12 protein-coding genes are annotated in these 18,191 nt (G+C 68.7%); 10 read left to right on the top strand and 2 right to left on the bottom strand.

Annotation, left to right across the window (positions count from 1 at the left end; all coding sequences use genetic code 11):
- The first annotated feature begins 351 nt into the window (after nucleotides 1-351).
- Together F5X71_RS31870 and F5X71_RS31865 are read left to right on the top strand one after the other, a co-directional pair.
- On the top strand, nucleotides 352-2,958 hold the full coding sequence (locus F5X71_RS31870; RefSeq protein ID WP_167465322.1) for a UvrD-helicase domain-containing protein: 2,607 nt from the start codon (nucleotides 352-354) through the stop codon (nucleotides 2,956-2,958).
- 70 nt (nucleotides 2,959-3,028) lie between these two features.
- Nucleotides 3,029-3,454, top strand: coding sequence for a hypothetical protein (locus tag F5X71_RS31865; protein ID WP_167465321.1), 426 nt, complete (start codon nucleotides 3,029-3,031; stop codon nucleotides 3,452-3,454).
- A 28-nt stretch (nucleotides 3,455-3,482) separates the two neighbouring features.
- Here F5X71_RS31865 and F5X71_RS31860 read toward each other — a convergent pair whose 3' ends face one another.
- A complete protein-coding gene (locus F5X71_RS31860) occupies nucleotides 3,483-4,862 on the bottom strand; it encodes a DUF1731 domain-containing protein (protein WP_167465320.1) in 1,380 nt (459 codons plus the stop codon).
- A 592-nt stretch (nucleotides 4,863-5,454) separates the two neighbouring features.
- On the opposite strand from F5X71_RS31860, the gene F5X71_RS31855 reads away from it, so the two are divergent.
- Nucleotides 5,455-6,132 carry an IS5 family transposase gene (locus tag F5X71_RS31855; RefSeq protein WP_238815582.1) on the top strand — a complete coding sequence of 226 codons (678 nt, stop codon included), beginning with the start codon at nucleotides 5,455-5,457 and terminating at the stop codon, nucleotides 6,130-6,132.
- Between the two features lie 1,273 nt (nucleotides 6,133-7,405).
- Here the strand turns inward: F5X71_RS31855 and F5X71_RS31850 are convergent.
- On the bottom strand, nucleotides 7,406-8,611 hold the full coding sequence (locus tag F5X71_RS31850) for a M23 family metallopeptidase (protein ID WP_167465319.1): 1,206 nt from the start codon (nucleotides 8,609-8,611) through the stop codon (nucleotides 7,406-7,408).
- 546 nt (nucleotides 8,612-9,157) lie between these two features.
- On the opposite strand from F5X71_RS31850, the gene sucC reads away from it, so the two are divergent.
- The 7 genes from sucC to F5X71_RS31815 all read left to right on the top strand — a co-directional run bounded on the left by sucC (nucleotide 9,158) and on the right by F5X71_RS31815 (nucleotide 18,182).
- Nucleotides 9,158-10,324, top strand: a complete 1,167-nt coding sequence (gene sucC, locus F5X71_RS31845) for an ADP-forming succinate--CoA ligase subunit beta (RefSeq protein WP_167465318.1) — start codon at nucleotides 9,158-9,160, stop codon at nucleotides 10,322-10,324.
- 11 nt (nucleotides 10,325-10,335) lie between these two features.
- Nucleotides 10,336-11,250 carry a succinate--CoA ligase subunit alpha gene (gene sucD / locus F5X71_RS31840; protein WP_042257652.1) on the top strand — a complete coding sequence of 305 codons (915 nt, stop codon included), beginning with the start codon at nucleotides 10,336-10,338 and terminating at the stop codon, nucleotides 11,248-11,250.
- A gap of 309 nt (nucleotides 11,251-11,559) precedes the next feature.
- A complete protein-coding gene (locus F5X71_RS31835; RefSeq protein WP_167465317.1) occupies nucleotides 11,560-12,633 on the top strand; it encodes a DUF5336 domain-containing protein in 1,074 nt (357 codons plus the stop codon).
- Between the two features lie 87 nt (nucleotides 12,634-12,720).
- A complete protein-coding gene (locus F5X71_RS31830) occupies nucleotides 12,721-14,205 on the top strand; it encodes a cell division protein PerM (RefSeq protein ID WP_167465316.1) in 1,485 nt (494 codons plus the stop codon).
- A gap of 98 nt (nucleotides 14,206-14,303) precedes the next feature.
- Nucleotides 14,304-14,954, top strand: a complete 651-nt coding sequence (purN, locus tag F5X71_RS31825; protein ID WP_167465315.1) for a phosphoribosylglycinamide formyltransferase — start codon at nucleotides 14,304-14,306, stop codon at nucleotides 14,952-14,954.
- On the top strand, nucleotides 14,941-16,524 hold the full coding sequence (purH, locus tag F5X71_RS31820; RefSeq protein ID WP_167465314.1) for a bifunctional phosphoribosylaminoimidazolecarboxamide formyltransferase/IMP cyclohydrolase: 1,584 nt from the start codon (nucleotides 14,941-14,943) through the stop codon (nucleotides 16,522-16,524). Before purN ends, purH begins: the two co-directional genes overlap by 14 nt.
- Before the next feature lie 92 nt (nucleotides 16,525-16,616).
- On the top strand, nucleotides 16,617-18,182 hold the full coding sequence (locus F5X71_RS31815) for a family 20 glycosylhydrolase (protein WP_167465313.1): 1,566 nt from the start codon (nucleotides 16,617-16,619) through the stop codon (nucleotides 18,180-18,182).
- Nucleotides 18,183-18,191 lie beyond the last annotated feature (9 nt).

The raw sequence follows: 18,191 nt of genomic DNA, 5'->3' as shown, positions 1-18,191 counted from the left end.
CTGGTGCGCCGGGCTCGTTACCGATCGGTTCTTTCACCGTGAAACAGACCTGGTAGGGCCTTCGAATTGTCCCCCCAGGATGTGCGCTCAGATACAAGTGCCGCGATCACGATATCCGGTTGTTAACCGAAACGGGGGTATCGCAGGACCACTGATCATCTGGCCAGTCTGCCACGACCCCGTGGTTGTGCAAAACGTTTGGTTTTGTGAATCTGCTGAGAAGCCGGACACGGTTTCGGCTCGGCGCTCGCCCGTCCGATGCACGCTCCGTTCGCCGTCAAGGCCCCGAACCGGCGCTGGACAACCCGGGACTTCAACTCTGTCGGTGTGCGCCGGTAGCGTGGATGGGCGATGGACATCACGGTGGCTCCCCAGACCAAGGCCGGTCGCGCCCCACGGCCGGATTCGATTGACAACCCGCAGGTCACCGGTGCTAGCGCCGAGGAATCGCGGTCGGCTGTCGAGGAGGTGCGTGCGGTGCGAGCACCGGTTCCGGAACCGCCGCCGTCGGTGGCCGAACAGGAGCAACGGCGTGTCGAGCGGGAGCGTCGGCGTGCCGAAGAGGCTGAGCGCCTGCTCGACGGGCTCAATCCGCAGCAGCGTGCCGCGGTTGTGCACAGTGGCGCCCCGCTGCTCATCGTGGCGGGCGCCGGGTCGGGCAAGACCGCCGTGCTCACCCGCCGGATCGCCTACTTGCTCGCGGCGCGCGGCGTGACGCCGGGCCAGGTGCTCGCGATCACGTTCACCAACAAGGCTGCGGCCGAGATGCGCGAGCGCGTGATCGGACTGGTCGGCCCGCGCGCGAACAACATGTGGGTGTCGACGTTCCACTCCAGTTGTGTCCGAATATTGCGCATGCAGGCCGCCTTGCTGCCGGGCATGAATTCGAATTTCTCCATCTACGATGCCGATGATTCGCGGCGACTGCTCACCATGATCAGTCGCGACTTCGAAATCGATACGAAGAAATACACCGCGCGTCTGTTGGCGACCGCGATCTCGAATCTCAAGAATGAGCTCATCGGGCCGCAGCAGGCCACCGCGGACGCCGAGTCGGATGAAACCGAACTGCCCGGTCTGGTCGCCCGGGTCTACGTCGAATACCAGCGACGGCTGCGCGCGGCCAACGCACTCGATTTCGACGATCTGATCGGCGAGACGGTGGCGCTGCTGCAGAACCATCCGCAGGTCGCCGAGTACTACCGGCGGCGCTTCCGGCATGTGCTGGTCGACGAGTACCAGGACACCAATCACGCGCAGTACGTCCTGGTGCGAGAACTGGTCGGACATCACCGGGCCGAGCGCGACGAGGATCAGGCGCCGCCGAGCGAGCTGTGCGTGGTGGGCGATGCCGACCAGTCGATCTACGCCTTCCGCGGTGCCACCATCCGCAATATCGAGGAGTTCGAGCGCGACTTCCCGGACGCGGAAACGATTCTGCTGGAACAGAACTATCGCTCCACCCAGCACATTCTCTCCGCCGCCAACGCGGTGATCTCGCGCAACGAGAACCGGCGCGACAAGAAGCTGTGGACCGATTCCGGCGAGGGCGATCTGATCACCGGTTACGTCGCCGACAACGAGCACGACGAGGCGTCCTTCGTGGCGCGCGAGATCGACCGGCTGGTCGACCAGGGCGAAGCGAACTACGCCGACGTCGCGGTGTTCTACCGGACCAACAACAACTCCCGCGCGCTGGAGGAGATCTTCATCCGGATGGGCCTGCCGTACAAGGTGGTCGGCGGTGTCCGGTTCTACGAGCGCAAGGAGGTGCGCGACATCGTCGCGTACCTGCGGGTGCTGGAGAACCCCGACGACGCGGTGAGCCTGCGCCGGATCCTCAACACGCCGCGGCGCGGCATCGGCGACCGAGCCGAAGCCTGCGTCGCCGTGCACGCCGAACAGCGCGGCATCGGTTTCGCGGCGGCGCTGCGGGACGCGGCGGACGGAAAGGTGGCGCTACTCAACACCAGGGCCCAGCGCGCGATCGCCGGTTTCCTCGACCTGCTCGAGGAGATCCGGGCGGCGGGCGTACAGGAGGACCTGGACTTCCCCGACGTCGGGAACGTGGTCGACGCGGTGCTCGAGCGCACGGGCTACCGCGGCGAGCTGGAGGCCTCGGACGATCCACAGGACGGCGCCCGCCTGGACAACCTCAACGAACTCGTCAGCGTCGCCAGGGAATTCAGTTCCGAGGCGCACAACAACGCCGAGGCCGCCCGGGAAGAGGGACTGTTGCCCGAGGTCGGCGAGGGCGAGCCCGACCCCGGATCGCTGGCCGCCTTCCTCGAGCGGGTCTCGCTGGTGGCCGACACCGACCAGATCCCGGACGAAGGCAGCGGCGTGGTCACCATGATGACCCTGCACACGGCCAAGGGGCTGGAGTTCCCCGTGGTGTTCGTGACCGGTTGGGAAGACGGCCAGTTCCCGCACATGCGGGCACTCGGCGACCCGACCGAACTGGCCGAGGAACGCCGCCTCGCCTACGTCGGCATCACCAGGGCCAGGAAGCGGCTGTACCTGAGTCGCGCGGTCGTGCGCTCCGGCTGGGGGCAGCCGGTGTCCAATCCGGAATCGCGCTTCCTGCAAGAGATTCCGGGACATCTGATCGATTGGCGGCGACTGGAGCCCGCCGGGTCACCGGCGAGCCGTGGTATCCGCAGGCGCGGCGACAGCGACGGCATGGAACGCGACTGGACGCGCGGCGACGGCTGGTCCGAGCGGCCGGGCATGCGGCCCGATCGCGGCCCGCGCCGCCCCGCGCCCGGCGCCGTCGGCAAGAACAACGCGAACCTGGTGCTCGCCGTGGGCGACCGGGTCAGCGACGACAAATACGGTCTCGGCAAGGTGGTCGCCGCCGAGGGCTTCGGCCCGTTGGCCACGGTGACCATCGATTTCGGCACCGCGGGCAAGATCCGGCTCATCCCGCAATACAGCAGGACACTCGTCAAGCTCTGAGCGACAGGGTCGATCGGCATGGCCGTTCGACCCTGTCTTTCGGCCCGGCGGCGGCGGTATGGTCCCGATCATGGACACGGTCGCACAGCACCTCCTGTGGTTGTTTCCGATGCTGTGGCTGGGCATGGTGCTGGCCATCTCGTTCCTGGAGGCACCGCTGAAATTCCGCGCGCCCGGCGTCACCATTCCGCTCGGCCTGGGCATCGGCCGACTGGTGTTCCGCGCGCTGAACAGCGTGGAGGCGGTGCTGGCCGCCCTCCTGCTGATCGCTGCGGCGATCGTCGCCCCGACGACCGCCACCTGGATCTGGCTGGTCCTCGCCACCCTTCTGCTGGCCGCACAGATCCTGCTGGTCCGTCCTCCGCTCAGCAAACGCACCGACCAGGTCCTGGCCGGCGCCGACCTTCCCCGCTCGCACGCCCACTACTGGTACATCGCTCTGGAAGCGATCAAGGTGGTCGCGCTGATCGGCCTCGCGATCAACGCCACACCCTAGGGTGCTTCCCTCCCTTCGAGCTCGGGAGTCAGCGGGGGAGGAGGCCTGTTAGTGCTTCGTCCAGGGTGGGGTAGCGGAAGACGAATCCGTGTTGGCGGAGTATTGCCGAGGTGGCGTGCCTGCCGGTGAGTCCGAGGGCCGGGTCGGTGCGCAGGAATATCGCGCCGACTTTCAGGATCGCGGTGGGGGTTGGCGGTGCGGGTGGGCGGTGTAGGTGGCTGCGTAGGGCGGCCATCAGGTCGCGGTTGCGCACCGGAAAGTCGGTGGCGGCCACCAGGACTCCGTTCGGCAGTGTGACGGCTGGGTCCAGGCCGAGGGCCGCGCGGACGATGGCGAGCCAGTCCGTCACGTGGATCCAGCTGAACCACTGGTCGCCGGGCCCTACCCGGCCGCCGAGACCCGCCTTCGTCAACTGGCTCAACCGTTTCAGCGCGGGAGCCTGCGGGTCCAGCACGATCGAGGTGCGCAACACCGTCGACCGGGTGGCATTCGCGCCGTCGAAGGCCCGCTCCCACGGCTCGGCCACCCCGGTCATCTGCGGGAGGCCGATCGGCAGCGGAGTTGTTTCGGTGCATCGGGTTTCGCCCGCGTCCGACCAGATCGCGGTGGTGCTTGCCTGCACCCAGTAGTCGATCGGTCGCGCCAGGGTGGCGGCCGCGTCGACCAGCGCGCGAGTGGAATCCACTCGGCTGCGCCGCAATTGGTCGACATTGCGCGGCGTCGGTCGGCAATCGACTAGTTTGCCCGCCAGGTTGACGATGGCGGTCCGGCCCGGATTGCGCAGGCCCGCAACCCAATCGCCGACCGTCCTGCCGTCCCATTCCACCTGGGTGAACGGCAGGCCCGGATCGCGCCGCCTGGTGAGAATCGTCACCCGATGCCCGCGGCAGGTCAGGTCGGCGGCGATGTGCTTGCCCAATGCGCCGGTGCCACCGGCGATTACGGCGGTCAGCGCGTTCGCCGCAGGGGTGAGCCCCGCCAGGCGGGCCAGTCGCGCGAAGCAGACACGCACATCGGTTTCCAGCAGCGAGCCGATTACCGCCCTGGCGATCCCCGCCGAAGGTCCGGTGAAGGTGAGCTGCTGCTCGATCTCGGTGCCGCCTTCTCGAGGCGTCAGCGTCCACGCCATCCGCATCCGCCCCGCCGGTTCCGGTTGCTCGATCGCCAGCGCCCGACCGGGCACATAGGTGCTGATCACGAACGGCGGCGCGGTCCGCCCGTGCATCGCTTCGAACACCCGCCCCCTGGGCAGATAGTCACCCGTCGTGCCCGCCGCGACCGGCCCGTGCAGCCGGACCGAGGACACCGCCGGATTCCACTCCGCCCACCGCGCGGGATCCCCCACCACCTCCCACACGACATCCGTTGGCAACGCGATGAACTGGGTGTACGTCGTTGTACTTGCCATACCCCGACGCTAGCCCCACCCACCCCCGAACAGTACGTGCGCATCATCACCCCACCGCCCGTAAAACCTGGTCAGCCGATCACCAGGTAATAGTGGCGGCATCGCCCGAGAAGCCGCCGCCACCATTACCTGGTGATCAACCGACCAACACGACCCGCCGCGCGACACGCCGTGGTGACCCGAAGCTACGCAACGCCGGCCTCACCGGTGCTTTCGACGGTGTGCCGGAGGTTGTGGGGTTTCGACACGGCCGGGTGCCCGGTGGCCACGGGGCGCTGGACTCCGGGGCGAATGCCGGACGCTACGAGGAGCCATGAGCAATACGCCCGACGCCGTGAAATCCACTGGACACTGCGGGGAGTATCGGCATCGCGAGAAGTGCCGGACGTGCAGAAGCATCTCCAATCCCCTTCGGGGTCGAGACTCTGCGCCCAAGCGAACCTCGCTACCCGGCAACGAACTTCGGCATCGCATAGCTGGTCGGAGTGCTCGGTCGCCGGGGGTACTGGATGTTGTGGAGGGCCCCTGACGCTGTGAGATCGTGGCAGGCGGTCTACGGGTTGTCCGGCGTTGGCGGCGCGGCGGGTGCTGGGTGTTGATCCTGAAGATGCTGCAGGCCTACGCCGACGCGGCTGGCGGCATCCGCTGGCAGGTGAGCGTGGACTCCACGATCATGCGAGCCCATCATCACGCCGCCGGAGCTCGCCGCGGCGGCACCGATAACGAGCCCGCCGATCACGCGTTGGGACGATCGCGGGGTGGGTGGACGACAAAGCTGCATCTGGCCTGCGAACAAGGCCTCAAACCGCTGTCGGTACTGCTCACCGTCGGTCAGGCCGGCGACAGTCCACAGTTCATCGCGGTCCTCGACGCTATCTCGGTGCCCCGGCTCGGACTCGGCAGGCCACGAGTCCGCCCGGATCGGGTGCCGGCAGACAAGGCCTACTCCTCGCGCGCCAACCGCGCCTGGCTTCGCCAACACGGCATCGCTGCCGCCATCGCAATCCCCGCCGATCAGCTCGCCCACCGCCACAACCGCGGCTCATCCGGCGGCAAGCCACCCGCATTCGACACCACTATCTACCGCGACCGCAACGCCGTCGGACGCGGCATCAACCGGCGCAAGCAGAACCGGGCCGTAGCAACGCGATTCGACAACTCGCCGTCCGCTACCTGGCCACGATCCACATCGCCACCATCAACCAATGGCTCCCAAACCAATGAAGGCGGGCACCAGCCCGCCCTCACTCCACTTCGCAACACTGCCTAGTGGCGTGAGAGCGCCTGGCGTGTGGGAGTACCCCGTGTCTCCGCGAGAAGCGCTTGGTGAACCTCGTTACCCGGCAACGAACTTCGGTGTTGCATAGCTGGTCGGTTGATCAGCAGGTAATGGTGGCGGCATCGCCCGAGAGGTCACCGCCACTATTACCTGGTGATCAGCCGACCAATACGACTCGCCGTGCGACGCGCCGTGGTGACCGGGAGTGGCGCGATGCGAGTCCGGCCGTCGTCGCTGGTGGTCGAGCGTGGGACGTTGCCGGGTGCGTGGCGTGGTCGGAGTGCTTGGTTGTCGGGGTGCTGGATGTGGTGGAGGGCCGTGGTGCGGCGCGAGTGCCGGGCGTGTGGGGTATCCCGTGTCTCCGCGCGAAGCTTGGCGAACCTCGTTGTCTAGCAACGAGTATTGACCACAGTGAACTCGCGGGCGCGCGAGCCGTCGTCTGAAGCTGTCCCGACCGGGCCATACGCGCCGGACGTTGCCAGGCCCTGGCGCTGCAGGGGAGTCTGGTCGCTTTGGACGCTGGCTCTGTGGGAGTGTTCCGGACACCGCGAGGCCCGGATGTGCTGAGATGTCTGAACGCTGTTGGGTGCACTGGATGTGGCGTGGCTGCCCGGGCTCTACGAGGGTTCTGGGGCGTTGCGGGGGTGTGTTGGGATGCTGTGAGTATTCCTGAATCCTGTGGGTCCGGACCGCGGTGAATCGAATCTCACTGCAGGTCAGGCTGGTACCTGCTGGATGTCTGAATGCTGTCGGGTGCACTGGATGTGGCGTGACTGCCCGGGCGTTGCGGGGGTTCTGGGGCGTTGCGGGGGTGTGTTGAGATGGTGTGAGTATTCCTGAATCCTGTGGGTCCGGACCGCGGTGAATCGAATCTCACTGCAGGTCAGGCTGGTACCTGCTGGATGTCTGAATGCTGTTGGGCGCACTGGATGTGGCGTGGCTACCCGGGCTCTGCGAGGGTTCTGGGGCGTTGCGGGGGTGTGCTCGGATGCTGTGAGTACTCCTGAATCCTGCGAGCCGGACCGCAGTAGAACCGAATCTCACCACAGGCCCAGGCTGGTGTAGCAGGGAGCCCGGTCGCTATGGGGGAGGTGGGGTGCGGGACACCGCGAGTGGCCGGGCGTGCCAGGAGGCCCTAACACTGTCGGGGCACAAGGGAGGGCTACCCGGCTCGACGAGGACCCGAGGCCCTGCGGGAAACGCTGGATCCTGCAAACACTTCAGAACCTCGCGAGGATCCCGCGAGCCTCAACCTCGGTAAACCCTAGTCGCGCTGCGGGCCCAGGCTGATGCCGCGGGTGGCGAGCCACGGGACCGGGTCGATCTTGTCGGTGCCGTTCAGCCAGACCTCGAAGTGGCAGTGCGGGCCGGTGGAGAAGCCGCGGTTGCCGATGGTGGCGATCTGGTCGCCGGCCATGACGCGCTGGCCCTGGGAGACGGTGGCGGTGTCGATGTGGCCGTAGATGGTGACGGTGCCGTCGTCGTGAAGCAGGCGCACCCACATGCCGAAGCCGGACGCGGGGCCCGCCTCGATGACGGTGCCGTCGGCGACGGCGACGATCGGGGTGCCGATCGGGCCCGCGACGTCGATACCGAGGTGCTGGACACCCCAGCGGGCGCCGAAGCCGGAGGTGAAGTTACCCGCGGCGAACTTGGTGAACAGGGGGCGCAGCTTCGCGGCTTCCGCGGCGGCCATGTCCTCGGCGTACTTCTGCCCCTTTTGCAGGATGTCGTTGAAGTCGCCGAGGTGGCTGGGCCCGGAGGGGTTGAGGATCTGGGGGGACACCGGCGAGGTGACGGCGGGGTCGGCGACGCTGACCGATTGGGCGGCGATCTCGTGGATCTGCCCGGCGGCCTCGTAGTCGACGGCCTGGCTCGGCTGGTCCGGGGAGGCGAGCGCGGCCTGTCCGGCGGCGACCACCGCACCGGCGGCGACCGCGGCCACCGCGGCACGACCCTTGAGGGCGGCGGGCGGAGCGGGAACCCGGTGTGCGCCACCGCGTTTGGCGGAGCGGCGGCCGGGGATCACGGTCGGCGTGGCAGGAGTCTCGGGGGTCTGCGGCTCGGCCTCGGGCGCCCAGGATTCTTCCGGTGCCCAGGTGCCGTCTTCGGGTGCCCAGTTCTCTTTCTCGGCCCAGGCCTCGCCGGAGTTCCAGGCCGCACCCGCACTCCAGGATTCGCCCGAGTTCCAGGCGGCACCGTCGGACCAGGACTCCTGCTGCGACCAGCTGTCCCGCGGTGTCCACGCGTCCTGCTGGGACCAGGAATCGTTGGTCGACCAGGAGTTCTCGCGGGCGCTGTAGTCCACCGGCGCCGCGGCGGGCGCGGCAAAACGGGAGTTGCGCTGCCGGTCAACCGACGGACCGCGTGACGTACTGGGTGTCGCCTGCGCACCCGAGGGCTCGTCGTCGCGATAACGATGACCGGTTCGGGCGCGATGTTCGGAAGCAAAGGCGGAGCGATGGTTCATCGGCTGTGCCACATCGTGAAGCGGGAGATGTTCGCGGGGCCGAGGTGCCTGCTGATCAGCGGCTGCGACGGGTCAACTGCGGAACGGCTCTCCATCTGCGGAGCGCTGTGCTGCATCAAGCTTGCCGTCCTCCTAGTCGTGACCGTGCTGTGACATCGACCGCACTGACGGTAACGAAACGATTGCAGGGTCCGCAAGCGCTGCGGCCCATCTGTCCGAACATGTGAGATTGATCACGCTAACAGCACGGAATAACTACCTGTGCATTGGGCACGCGGGCGTGGCTTTTCGACGACGACATGTAGTAGATCCGGCCGTGTGCGCGGGTTCGGCGGGTCTACCTGGCGCGGTGTCAGCAACCTACTCGTGAGTAGCGTTGGCCAGCGGTTTTTCGGCCGCGCGTATCGGCCCGTGACCTGCGCCACTTAGGATGAACGTGGCCGATTGGCCGTCCATGTGACTGATTAGAGTCCGACCCGACCCGCTTCCGACGTCGGGCCGCCAACAAAGACGTTGTCATCACAACGCAGACGAGACGGTGAGTACATGGATCTCTTCGAATATCAGGCGAAGGAGCTCTTCGTTAAGCACGGAGTGCCTTCGTCCGAGGGCCGCGTCACGGACACGGCCGAGGACGCCCGCGCGATCGCGGCGGAAATCGGCAAGCCGGTGATGGTCAAGGCCCAGGTCAAGGCCGGTGGCCGCGGCAAGGCGGGTGGCGTCAAGTACGCCGCTACCCCGGACGACGCGTTCACGCACGCGCAGAACATCCTCGGCCTGGATATCAAGGGCCACATCACCAAGAAGATCCTTGTCGCCGAAGCCAAGGACATCGCGGAGGAGTACTACATCTCCTTCCTGCTGGACCGGTCCAACCGCACCTACCTGGCCATGTGCTCGGTGGAAGGCGGCATGGAGATCGAAGAGGTCGCCGCGACCAAGCCCGAGCGCCTCGCCAAGGTTCCCGTCGACGCCGTCAAGGGCGTCGATCTCGCCTTCGCCCGCTCGATCGCCGAGCAGGGCCACCTGCCCGCCGAGGTGCTCGACGCCGCGGCCGTGACCATCCAGAAGCTGTGGGAGGTGTTCGTCAAGGAGGACGCCACTCTGGTGGAGGTCAACCCGCTGGTGCGTACCCCGCAGGACGAGATCCTCGCGCTCGACGGCAAGGTCACCCTGGACGAGAACGCCGAGTTCCGCCACGCCGACCACGAGGCCTTCGCGGACAAGGACGCGACCGATCCGCTCGAGCTCAAGGCCAAGGAGAACGACCTCAACTACGTCAAGCTCGACGGCGAGGTCGGCATCATCGGCAACGGCGCGGGCCTGGTCATGTCCACCCTCGACGTGGTCGCCTACGCGGGTGAGAACCACGGCGGCGTCAAGCCGGCCAACTTCCTCGACATCGGTGGCGGCGCCTCGGCCGAGGTGATGGCGGCGGGTCTGGACGTCATCCTCGGTGACGCGCAGGTCAAGAGCGTGTTCGTGAACGTCTTCGGTGGCATCACCGCCTGTGACGCGGTCGCCAACGGCATTGTCAAGGCGCTCGAGATCCTCGGCGCCGAGGCGAACAAGCCGCTGGTCGTCCGGCTCGACGGCAACAAGGTGGACGAGGGTCGCAAGATTCTCGTCGATGCCGCGCATCCGCTGATCACGCTCGCGCAGACAATGGACGAAGGCGCCGACAAGGCCGCCGAACTGGCAGCGGCCAAGTAAGGAACCCGGAAATGTCTATCTTCCTCAACAAGGATTCGAAGGTCATCGTCCAGGGCATCACCGGCGGCGAGGGCACCAAGCACACCGCGCTGATGCTCAAGGCGGGCACTCAGGTCGTCGGCGGCGTCAACGCGCGCAAGGCGGGCACCACCGTCGCGCACACCGATAAGGACGGCAACGCGGTCGAGCTGCCGGTGTACGGCACCGTCGCCGAGGCGATCAAGGAGACCGGCGCCGACGTCTCCATCGCGTTCGTGCCGCCGAAGTTCGCCAAAGACGCCATCATCGAGGCCATCGACGCGGAGATCCCGCTGCTCGTGGTCATCACCGAGGGCATCCCGGTGCAGGACACCGCGTTCGCGTGGGCCTACAACGTGGAGAAGGGCAACAAGACCCGGATCATCGGCCCGAACTGCCCCGGCATCATCACCCCCGGCGAGGCGCTGGTCGGCATCACCCCGGCCAACATCACCGGCAAGGGCCCGGTCGGCCTGGTGTCGAAGTCGGGCACCCTGACCTACCAGATGATGTACGAGCTGCGTGATTTCGGCTTCTCCACCGCCATCGGCATCGGCGGCGACCCGGTCATCGGCACCACCCACATCGACGCCATCGAGGCGTTCGAGAAGGACCCGGAGACCAAGCTGATCGTGATGATCGGCGAGATCGGCGGCGACGCCGAGGAGCGGGCCGCGGCCTACATCAAGGCCAACGTGACCAAGCCGGTCGTCGGCTACGTCGCGGGCTTCACCGCCCCCGAGGGCAAGACCATGGGTCACGCGGGCGCCATCGTCTCCGGCTCGGCGGGCACCGCCCAGGCCAAGAAGGACGCGCTGGAGGCCGCGGGCGTGAAGGTCGGCAAGACGCCGTCCGAGACCGCCGCGCTGGCGCGCGAGATCCTGGAGAAGGCCAGCGTCGAGGTCTGATCGACGACGCGAAGTACGAACGAAGGCCGCCTCCCGAGCTCGGGGGCGGCCTTCGTCATGCATGGCGGTGGGCTCGGCCTGGGCAGAAGCCGAGCGGCCTGACCGACCATGTGCGGCATCGGGGGTCGCGTGGCGGGCGGTGCCCGCGTAGGGGATACGAGTCAGGCGCGTGTTCGGTTCAGTCCGGAAACGATCAATCATGCCGGACGGACGGTCAGGTGAGGATGACCCGGGCGGGCGAGTGCAGTAGCGTCAAGAGAAGATCCAGCCAGCACAGACCACGTATGACTCGACCTAGGAGACGACGACATGTCATACCCGTCCGGGGGCTCCGGGTACAACACACCCGCGCCATCCACATCCGCAAGCCTCGGTTCGACGGCAGGTGGTGCCGCCGCGGGCGCGAGCGCGTCCGGTGCTGAGGCCAAGGGTCTGCCCTTCTTCCTGGTGGTCGGTGTCGCCGCGCTCGGCGTGATCAACTTCCTGCTCGGCTTCGTGCCCTTCGTCGGCACCAAGCCGGTCGATTTCGGCGGCACCCGGGTCTCCGGGAGCGAGACGGCCAGCCTGTTCGAGGCCTCCGGTGCCGCGCTGCTGGGCATCCTGCTGCTCGGCGGGCTGCTCGCCGCGCTGTCGGTGCTGCCCAAGCAGAACTGGACCGGTGCGGCCGCGGCCGGATCGACCGCGGGCTTCTTCGCGCTGCTGCTGCACTCGTTCACGCTCAGTGACGGCGTCGAGCTGAAGTGGGGCGCCTACATCCTGCTCGTGTTCGCCTTCGCGCAGGCCGCGCTGGCGATCGGCGCGGTGCTGTTCGAGTCGGGTGTGGTCAAGGCGCCCGCGCCGCGTCCGGCCGCGCCCGCAACGCAGGGCTACGCCCAGGGTGGGTACGGCCAGCAGCAGCCCGGCGCGTCGTTCGGGCAGAGCCAGCCCGGTTATGGGCAGCAGCAGGGCTACGGCCAGCAGCAGCCCGCGCAGCCCTACGGTCAGCAGTCTCCTTACGGTCAGCAGACGGGTTACGGTGCGGCGCAGCAGGGTTCGCCGTATGGCCAGAGCCAGCCGAGTCAGCCCGCCTACGGCCAGCAGCCCGGCCAGGCCTACGGCCAGCAGCCCGGGTACGGCCAGCAGGCGGGTTACGGTGCGGCGCAGCAGGGTTCGCCGTATGGCCAGAGCCAGCCGAGCGTGCCGCAGGCGCGCCAGGAGGACGGCGCCACCCAGCACTTCGGTGCGGCGCAGCAGCCTGCCCAGCAGTCGCCGTACGGCGCGTCGAACTACGGCCAGCCGAGTCAGCCCGGCGCGCAGCAGGCGCAGCCCTTCGGCGGCGAGCAGAGCGGCGATCCGGCCGCCGACGCTACCCAGGCGTTCCGGCCGTCCGAAGACAACAAGTAGCAAGACAGCAGGTAGCGGTCCTTCCCGGCGCGAGTTCGCGGCGCGCCTGACCCGCTCGCGCCGGGGAAGCTGCCACGCTGAATTGTCATGAATGCCCCCAGGAACTCCCTTGCGCGCAGGACCGCTGAGTCCCGCGGTGTGCCGCAACAGCACACCGACGCCGAAGGTGCCGGGTTTCTGTCGCTGACCCCGGAACGGGCCAGAGTCCTCGTGCTGGTCGCCGGGCGACCCACCACGTTCGCGCTCACCACGATCATCGTGCTGATGCTGGCCGCCCTGCTCTCCTCGGGCAGCAATCTGGCCGGTACCTCGGGCGCGATCGCTGCGGGATGGCTTGGCGCGCACCAGGTTCCGCTGGTGATCGGCAAGACCTCGCTCGGTCTGCTTCCGCTGCTGCCGACCGCGCTCATGGTCTGGCTGGCCGGTCGCGAATGCGCGCGGGCGGTCGAACCGGGCAGCACCCGAGCCGATCTCGGCTGGATCGTCGGCGCCGCCATGGCCGGACCCCTGCTGATCACCGCCATCTGTCTCGCGGTCGCCGAGGATGCCTCCGGTGTCGTCGCGCTGCAACCGCCGAACACTCTCGCCGCGTTCGCCTGGGTCGCGGGGCTGTATCTGATGGCGGCGCTCGGCGGCATCGCGGCCGCGAACCGGCGGCAGGTCTTCGCGTTGCTGCGGCTGCCCGAATGGGCGATCTCCGGTATGTACGGCGCTTTTCGCGCGGTGCTGCGGCTGCTCGGCTGCGCCGCGGTGCTCACGCTCGTCTCGTTTCTGCTGCATGTCTCCCGGGTCGGGGACACCTACGCGGCCGCGGGCAACTTCGCGGGCGTGCTCGGGCTGACCCTGCTCTCGCTGGCCTACCTGCCGAATCTGGTGGTGCAGGCCGTCGGCGTGCTGGTCGGGGCCACCGCGCAGATCGGCGCGGCATCGTTCGGTCTGTTCGCGGTGGTCGGTGGGCCGGTTCCCGCGCTGCCGCTGATGGTCGCGGTGCCGACCGGACCGGCGCCCGCGTGGTGGCCGGTGCTGCTGTTGATCCCGGCGGGAATCGGGGTGCTCGGCGGGCTCGATCTCGCGCGCCGCTCGACCGACCGGATCGGCGCGCCGTGGGCGACACTGTGTTCCGCGGGCTCGGCCACCCTGGTCTTGGTGCTGCTCGGCGCGGCGGCGGGCGGCGAACTCGGCACCTTCGGCCGGATCGGACTCGACCTGCCGATCTTCGCCGCCGTCACCTTCGCGTGGCTGGCCGTGCCCGGCTACGCCGGTTTGGCGTTCGCGCGCTGGTTTCTCGTCCCGGTGGGCACCGCGCCCGCCGACTACGACGACCCCTACGACGAGAACGACTACTACTACGCCGACGACTACTACGAAGACGACTACTACGCCGACGACGACCGCGACTACCTCGACGACGACTACCAGGACCACGACGACGCGCTGGACGGCGAACTCGTCGAAGACCAGACCGCCATCGAGACGGTCCGCGCCCCCGGCGCGAATACCACACCGGACATCGTCGACGCCGAGGTGGTCGAGGCGGACCTGCCGGAAAGTCACCCGGTAGACGGTCGTTAGGCTCTACCCGGCGGAGCCGTTCCGACCGCCGTCCGATCGACCGCAGGAGTAGAGCCCTGAGCTCATCCGTCCCGCCGCCTTCGTCGGCCGCCGACCCGTTGGCATCGCCCCATGTCCGGTGGACGCCCACCGCGACCCCGGCGACCGTAGTCGTGCTCGCCTCGGGCACCGGATCGCTGCTGCGCGCGCTGCTCGACGCGGCCGCCGCCGCCGACTTCCCGGCCCGGATCGTCGCGGTCGGTGTCGACCGGCCGTGCCAGGCGACCGCGCATGCCGACGCGGCGGGCGTTCCGCATTTCGAGGTGGCGCTGAAGGCCTTTCCCGATCGCACCGCCTGGGACGCCGCGCTCACCGACGCGGTCGCGGGGTATCACCCCGACCTCGTGGTCTCCGCCGGCTTCATGAAGATCCTCGGCCCCGCCTTCCTCGGACGCTTCGGCGGCCGGATCATCAACACCCATCCCGCGCTGCTGCCCGCCTTCGCCGGCGCGCACGGGGTGCGCGACGCGCTCGCCTACGGCGTGCGGGTCACCGGCTCGACCGTGCACCTGGTCGACGCGGGCGTCGACACCGGCCCGATCCTCGCGCAGGAGGCCGTGTCGGTGCTGCCCGAAGACGACGAGGCGAGCCTGCACGAGCGCATCAAGGTTGTCGAGCGGCGGTTGCTGGCGCAGGTGGTCGCCGCCGTCGCGACGCGGGGCATTGTTTCCGACGGACGAAAGGCAGTAATCCCTGATGAGCGAGCATGAGCGCAAGCCGCTCCGCCGGGCCTTGGTGAGTGTCTACGACAAGACCGGCCTCATCGAACTCGCGACCGGCTTGCACGCCGCGGGCATTGAGCTGGTCTCGACCGGCTCGACGGCGAGCAAGATCGCCGACGCGGGCATCCCGGTGACCAAGGTCGAGGAGCTCACCGGTTTCCCGGAGACGCTCGACGGGCGGGTGAAGACGCTGCATCCGCGGGTGCACGCGGGCATCCTCGCCGATCTGCGCAAGCAGGAGCACGCCGATCAGCTGGCCGAGCTGGGCGTCGCGGCGTTCGAGCTGGTGGTGGTGAACCTCTATCCGTTCACCGCGACCGTCGCCAGCGGTGCCACCACCGACGAGTGCGTCGAGCAGATCGACATCGGCGGGCCCTCGATGGTGCGTGCGGCGGCGAAGAATCATCCCTCCGTCGCGGTGGTCGTCGACACCGGCGACTACGACCAGGTGCTGGCCGCGGCGAAGTCCGGCGGATTCACCCTGTCCGAGCGGACCGCTTTGGCGGCCAAGGCTTTCCAGCATACGGCGAGCTATGACGTCGCGGTGGCGAGCTGGATGACCTCGGTGCTGGTGCCCGGCGTCGCGCAGGCGCCCGCCGACGCGGGCGAGCAGTTCCCCGGCTGGCTCGGTGGCACCTGGGAGCGCGCCGCGGTGCTGCGCTACGGCGAGAACCCGCATCAGGCGGCGGCGCTCTACACCGACGCAGGCGCGGGTGCCGGTCTCGCGCAGGCGCGGCAGCTGCACGGCAAGGAGATGTCGTACAACAACTACACCGACGCCGACGCCGCGTGGCGCGCCGCCTACGACCACACTGCCCCGACCGCGGCGATCATCAAGCACGCCAACCCCTGCGGCATCGCGACCGGCGCCGATATCGCTGAGGCGCACCGCAAGGCGCACGCTTGTGATCCGGTCAGCGCGTTCGGCGGGGTGATCGCGGTCAACCGCGAGGTCACCGTCGAGCTGGCCGAACAGGTCGCCGAGATCTTCACCGAGGTGATCGTGGCCCCCGCCTACGCCGACGGCGCGGTGGAGGTGTTGCAGCGCAAGAAGAACGTGCGCATCCTGGTCGCCGAGCCGCCGCGCCGGGCGGGCGCCGAGCTGCGTCCGATCAGCGGCGGCGCGCTGCTGCAGCAGCGCGACATCCTCGACGCCGCCGGCGACGATCCGGCCAACTGGACCCTGGTGGCGGGCCCGGCGGCCGACGCCGAGACCCTCGCCGATCTCGAATTCGCTTGGCGCGCCTGCCGTGCGGTGAAGTCGAACGCGATTCTGCTCGCACACGACGGCGCCTCGGTCGGCGTCGGCATGGGGCAGGTCAACCGGGTGGACGCGGTGCAGTTGGCGGTGCAGCGCGCGGGTGATCGGGCCAAGGGCTCGGTCGCGGCATCGGACGCGTTCTTTCCGTTCCCGGACGGGCCGCAGCAACTCATCCAGGCGGGCGTACGGGCGATCGTGCAGCCGGGCGGTTCGGTGCGCGATCAGGAGACCATCGACCTGTCCCGGGAGGCGGGCGTCACGCTGTACCTGACCGGTTCGCGGCACTTCGCGCACTGACCCGAGACCATCGCACGCCCCGCGCAGCCTGTGCGGCCGAATCGCTTCGTGATTCGCCCACGCGGGGCGTGCGCTTTCGTAGAGTGGGCGGCATGTCGATGCGGATGATGGCTGCCGGTGTGGCCGCGGCGCTGGTCGCGGCCGGGCTCGGGATCGGCGGTGCGCCACCGGCCGCGGCGGAACCGGCCGCGCCGCGGACATTGCCGTCGGTGCAGGCCTGGCGGCCCGGCGGTACCTCGTTCACCCCCGGCGCACCGGCCCGGGTGTGGTATGCCGAGGCCGCGTTGCGCGATACCGCAACGGATTTCGCGACCTCGCTGCGCGCCGTCACCGGCGGCGATGTGGTCGCGCAGCCCGGCACGGCGGGCGGGGCGGGGGATATCGTCCTGACGACCGGGCCGGTCCCGGATGCCCCCGAAACGCCTGAGGCATACCGGATCACGGTCGGTCCGACGCTGGAGCTACGTGGCGCCGGCGCGGCCGGTGCGTTCTACGCCACCAGGTCGGTGCTGCAGATGCTGCGCGGGCAAACCTCGATTCCCGGTGGCACCGTGACGGATTGGCCGCGCTACCGCGAGCGCAGCCTCATGCTCGACGTCGGCCGCGAGTTCATGCCGGTGCCGCTGTTGCGGGCGCAGATCCGGCGAATGGGCCAGCTGAAGCTCAACCTGCTGCACCTGCACCTGTCCGACACCTTCGGATTTCGGCTCGAGAGTGCGCGGCATCCGGAAATCACCGCCGCGCAACACTATTCGAAGCAGGACATCCGCGATCTGGTCGAGTACGCGGCCCGGTACCAGGTCGAGATCGTGCCCGAGGTGGACTTCCCCGGTCATATGAACGGCATACTGGCCGCGCATCCCGAGCTGAAGCTGCGCAGCGCGGCGGGCAAGGTCTCCGAGGCGGCGATCGACATCACCGACCCGCGCGGCTATGACCTGATGCGCGACATCCTGGAAGAGTTCCTTCCGCTGTTCCCCGGCCGCTACTGGCATCTCGGCGCCGACGAGTTCCTGCTCGACGGCGCGCAGCTCGCGAGCTACGACGACTACCCGCAGATCGGTGCGTTCGCCCGCGCGACATACGGGCCCGCCGCCCAGCCGGTGGACGCCTTCCTCGGCCTGATCAACTGGGGCGCGGATATCGTCAGGGCGCACGGCAAGCGGCCGCGCATCTGGAACGACGGACTGCACGTCGGCGCGGGCACCCTGGCCATCGGTACCGACATCGTGATCGACTACTGGAGCCGGGCGGGCATACCGCAGCTGCCGCTGCCGTACTTCGGAAACGCGCGCAGCCCAGCCGATCTCGTCGCGGCCGGGCACGAGGTGCGCAACGCCGCGATCACCCCTGCCTACTTCGTCGCGGGTGGGCCGGTGGCGGCGGGCAACGTGCCCGCGCCCGCCACCTATCACCTGTGGGATCCGTCGCTGTTCGTCGACGGCAGCCGTCTGGACCCACAGCAGAGCGCGAACCACCTGGGTTCGGGGCTGTTCGTGTGGTGCGACGACCCGACGGTGCGTACGCCCGACGAGATCGCCGCCGCCATCACCGAGCCGTTGCGGGTCATGGCTCAGCAGACCTGGGGCGCCCCGCAAGCCGGTAGCTATCCCGAGTTCGCCGCGCTCGGCGCCGAGATCGGCGAACCTGCCCCGTAGCGCGGGCGC

Origin of the sequence: Nocardia brasiliensis, from assembly GCF_011801125.1 — a bacterium.
GTDB lineage: Bacteria > Actinomycetota > Actinomycetes > Mycobacteriales > Mycobacteriaceae > Nocardia > Nocardia brasiliensis_C.
The sequence above is the reverse complement of the archived record's forward strand: the minus strand, read 5'-3'. Positions and strand labels throughout refer to the sequence as shown.